This is a genomic window from Micromonospora sp. NPDC048843 (assembly GCF_040649965.1).
In the GTDB taxonomy this organism is placed as follows: Bacteria; Actinomycetota; Actinomycetes; order Mycobacteriales; family Micromonosporaceae; genus Micromonospora; species Micromonospora hortensis.
This window is the reverse complement of record NZ_JBEZGJ010000312.1, coordinates 1-4,378: the sequence shown is the minus strand read 5'-3', so window position 1 is coordinate 4,378 and position 4,378 is coordinate 1. Positions and strand designations below refer to the sequence as shown.

The following is a 4,378-nucleotide window of genomic DNA, read 5'->3' as shown; positions in this document are numbered from 1 at the left end:
GGTGCTGCGATCGTCAGGGTATGTAACGACCCCGGCCCGGCCATGATTCCGGCCCACGAGTGCACCCGACCACACCCCACAAACCCCCACCAACGGGCAAACTACCCACACCCACCGGAACCCCTGGCGTCCAATCGCCCCTCACCCGGAATGATCCACTCGGGTTCACGGAAGTCGGGGCATCCCGGACTCCCGGACACCCCGACGTCATGAAACCCGAGTCGATCAAGAAGGCTCTGTCGGGCGTCGGGGTTGGTTAAATCGCACTAGATCAGGCAAAACGCCTAGGGTGCCGGCAACGACGGAAGGGCTCCGCCGGCTCGGACTCGGGCCTGTCGGCCCTGACCCAGCTTGTCCGCCCCGACTCGGGCCTGTCGGCCCTGACCCAGCATGTCCGCCCCGGCCCGGGCTTGTCCGCACCGACCTGCCCACCGCGCCGGCTCTGACCCAGGACCATCGGCCCTGGTCCGGCCACTGGGCCGGGAATTGCCGGCCCGCTCCGGCCGCTGACGGCACTGACCGAAAACCGCCGGTTCGGTGCCCCCTGTCTGGTTCAGGCATCGGGCGGCGCGGCAGTGGCAGCGGCATCGAGCAGGTCGGCTGCCCGCGCTGGTGGAACTGACGGAAGTCCAGCTCAGAGGCCGGAAAATCGGTTGAGTTGAGGGGGTGGTGCCGGCAGGCTGAGGTCTCCGCCACCCACGTCCCGGAGGACTTTCCATGCGCCTGCTCCGTGATCTGTGGGGGACTTCAACCCGTCGCGTGACGATCGTGGCCGTCCTGATCGTGCTGGGCGCCGCGGGGCAGGCGGGCGCATCGGCCTTGGCCGGCGCGGTGCTGGTGCATCGTTCGGCTGGCTTCTTCGCTGTACTGGCCGCAGCCCTGGTCGCCGTGGTCCTCAGCGACCTCGCGGTGAGTCTGCTGATGGCCGGCCTGACCGCCGACTGGTCCGCCGACGTGCGTCGCCGGCTCTGCCGCGTCGCCCTCGGGCAGGACCTGCCCACCCTGGAGACCACTCCGGTGGGCGAGTTGCTGGACCGGATCGACGGGGACGTCTACCAGGTGGCGTCGGGAATTCGTAACCAGGGCACCCGGCTCGCCCAGGGCCTCTGCGTCGGTCTGTTGTCGATGGTCGTGGCGCTGTTCGTGTGGTGGCCGGCGGGGATCGCGATGCTGCTGCTCACTGTGGTGCTCGCGGTCGGCCTGCGCCGGCCCACGGCGCGGATCGGCCCGGCCCGGATGGCGGAAGAGGAGGCGTGGTCCGACCTGGCCGCCGTGATGGAGGAGGCGGTGCACGGCCAGGACGACGTACGGACCAGTCTGGCGCGGCCGTACGTGCTGCGGTTGTACGCCCGGCGGGCCTCCGCAGTGCTGTCCCGTGGCCTGGTGGTCTGGGTGCTGTCTGCCCGGGTGGCGACAGTGGCCACCGCGACGATCCGGGCGGGCATCGGCGCTGTGGTGCTCGGCGGTGCCTGGGCGTTGGCCACCGGCCGGATCGACGCCGCCCGCCTCACCGCCATCTGGCTGCTCGCCCTGGCCTTCGGGGCGACAGCGGAACACGTCAGCCGGATGGTGCCGGAGATCCAGGAGGCGCTCGGCGCGTGGGCGCGGGTGCAGTTGCTCTACAAGGCTCGGCAGGAGCCGGTCGGCGGGGCCAGCCCGAGCGAGGGTGACCTGCGCATTCGGGACCTGACATTCGGGTACGGGGAGAGTGACCGGGGGGCCGCGCTGCGCGGGCTCAGCCTCACCTTCGCGCGCGGTCGCTCGTACGCGCTGATCGGGCGGACCGGTTCGGGCAAGTCGACGTTGGCGAAGGTGCTCACCCGGGCGGTCGACGTGCCGCCGGGCACCGTCTTCCTCGGCGGCACCGACCTGTGCGATCTCGACGTCGAGCAGCTGCGCCGCTGGGTGGCGTTGGTGCCGCAGCGCACCGAGATCCTGGCCGGCACGCTCGCCGAGAACGTGGCGCTCTTCGACAGGGAGTTGCTCGACGCGGCGGCTCGGGCGCTCGACGAGCTGGGTCTGGCCAGCTGGATCGCGGAGCTGCCGGACGGGTTGACGACCCGGTTGGGGGAGGGCGGGCACGTGCTCTCCGCTGGTCAGGAGCAGTTGGTGGCGTTCGCCCGCATCCTGGTCCGGGAGCCGCACGTGGTGATCCTCGACGAGGCCACCGCACGGCTGGACCCGGTCACCGAGGCGCGGGTGCAGCGGGCCACCGAACGTCTGCTGCGCGACCGGATCGGCATCGTCATCGCGCACCGGCTCTCCTCGGTGCGCCGCTGTGACGAGGTGGTCGTCCTGGCCGACGGCGCGGTGGTCGAGGCCGGTCCGCTGGAGACGTCGACCCGCTTCGCCGAACTGTTGGCGACCAGCCACGCCGCCTCGTACGCCGCTGTGGCGCCGGCCGGTCGCACCGGCGTCGGCACCGACCTTCTGGTCGGCCCCGGCCCGGACGCGTGGCCGAGCGAGCCGGCACCCGTGCGGGTCGAACCGGTCGCGGCGACCGAGCAGGCCGCCGCCTGGTCGACCGAGCCGGCATTGACGCAGGTCGAGCCGAACGGGCAGGCCATTCGGGTGACACCGCCCGACAGCACGCAGGGCGCGGTCGGGCCGACCAGGGCCGATCCGCCGCCGCTGCCGCCGGTGCCGCCGGCCCGGACACTGCGGGAGATCTTCCGACTCTGCACAAACGATCCCCGGTACGGTGCGGCCGCGATCGTGCTGTTCCTCGGGCTCAGCCTGCTCGGGCTGGACGGCCCGGTGTTGCCCTGGCTCTGGGCGGACCTGGTCGACGGGACCGGCAACCCTTACCTGCCGGCGATGGGGATCGTCGCCGGGCTGCTGGTCACACTGCCGCTGCCGTTCTACACCCACGTCTGGTTCCCGCAGTGGTGGGTGCGGCAGATGCTGCGGATCGGCCTTCGCCTGGTGCACGGCCAGACCGGGCCGCGCCGGGTCAGCTCACACACTCCCGCCGAGGTGGTGGCTCAGGGCGGGGACACCGAGCGGGTGGTCCAGCTCGCCGACAACGTGCTGGACCAGACCGTCGCGCTGGTGCTCGTGGTCGCCATGACGGCTGTCACCGGCAGCGTCGTACCCGGGCTGTTCTTCCTCGGCACGATGGTCGTCTCCGGGCTGGCCGCGACGTTGTTCGGGCCGAAGCTGGAGCGTGCGGCCCGGGCGACGGTGGCCGCGCGGGCCTCCTTCGCCACGGCGCTGGTCTCCGCGCTCTCCGCGGCGCGGACGGTGAAGCTCGCCGGCGCTACCACTGCGGTGCTGCGCCACCTGGCGAGCCTCGACGTGCTGCGCAGCGACCGGCAGCGACGGGAGATCTCGGTGCAGGTGTGGGCGCGCTCCACACCGTCGATGGCCAGTGGGCTGTTGCCGATCGGCGCCTGGGCGCTCTACCTGAACGGTTCGCTGTCCGCCGGGGCGGTGCTGGTGGCCGTCTCCACACTGGGCGCGGCCCGCTGGTTCGCCTGGACGACGGCGTCGTTGATCTCGCAGCTGCCCTCGGCGCGGGTCTGGACCCGGCGTACTGCGGCGATGACCGGGGTGAGCGCGTACTCGGCGGGGGTGCCGGAGGTCGACCTGACCACCGGGACGGCGCCCGCGCCGACCATGCCGCCCCGGCATCCGCTGCGCCGGCTCGAGCTGCGCGGCTTCGGGGTGGTGCATTCCGACGGCACGGTGGCCATCCGGGACGTGGACCTGACCGTGCAGCGGGGGCAGTTGGTGCTGGTCGTCGGGCCGGTGGGGTCGGGCAAGTCCTCGTTGCTGCGCGGGCTGGCCGGGATCGTGCACCACACCGGCGAGCTGGCCTGGAACGGTGACCCGGTCACCGAGCCGGAGCTGTTCCTGCGTCCCAACCAGGTCGGCTACGTCGGGCAGTTGCCCCGGGTGCTCTCCGGCACGGTGGCCGACAACATCGCCCTCGGGCACCAGGTGGACGCGGCGGGGGCGGTCAGCACCGCCCAGCTCGACCATGACCTGGCCGCCGCCGGTGGTGGGCTGGGCCTGCTCATCGGGCACAAGGGCACCCGGCTCTCCGGCGGGCAGTTGCAGCGGTTGGCGCTGGCCCGGGCGTTGGCCCCGCGTACCGAACTGCTGGTCGCCGACGACGTGTCGTCGGCGCTGGACGTCACCACCGAGCTGGCGCTCTGGCAGGCGTTGCGTGGCCACGGGGTGACAGTTGTCGGCTCGACCGCGAAGCGCGCCGCGTTGGTCCGGGCCGACCACGTGGTGGTGCTGCTCGGCGGGACGGTGGCCGCTCAGGGCGCCTGGCAGGACCTGGAGGGCGACTGGTCGCACCTGGCCGGTTGACCGACGGTCGGGCGGCCGCTCACGCGGCGCCGCGCCGTTCGGCGACGGAGATCTCAGA

The 4,378-nt window shown here is 72.5% G+C and carries 1 protein-coding gene; it reads left to right on the top strand.

Annotation, left to right across the window (positions count from 1 at the left end; all coding sequences use genetic code 11):
* The first annotated feature begins 717 nt into the window (after positions 1–717).
* A complete protein-coding gene (locus AB0C20_RS35330) occupies positions 718–4,320 on the top strand; it encodes an ABC transporter ATP-binding protein (protein ID WP_357569638.1) in 3,603 nt (1,200 codons plus the stop codon).
* Positions 4,321–4,378: the final 58 nt, after the last annotated feature.

Coding starts and splice junctions, on each gene's coding strand:
- AB0C20_RS35330 (WP_357569638.1), top strand. CDS start 718: ATGCGCCTGCTCCGTGATCTGTGGGGGACTTCAACCCGTCGCGTGACG.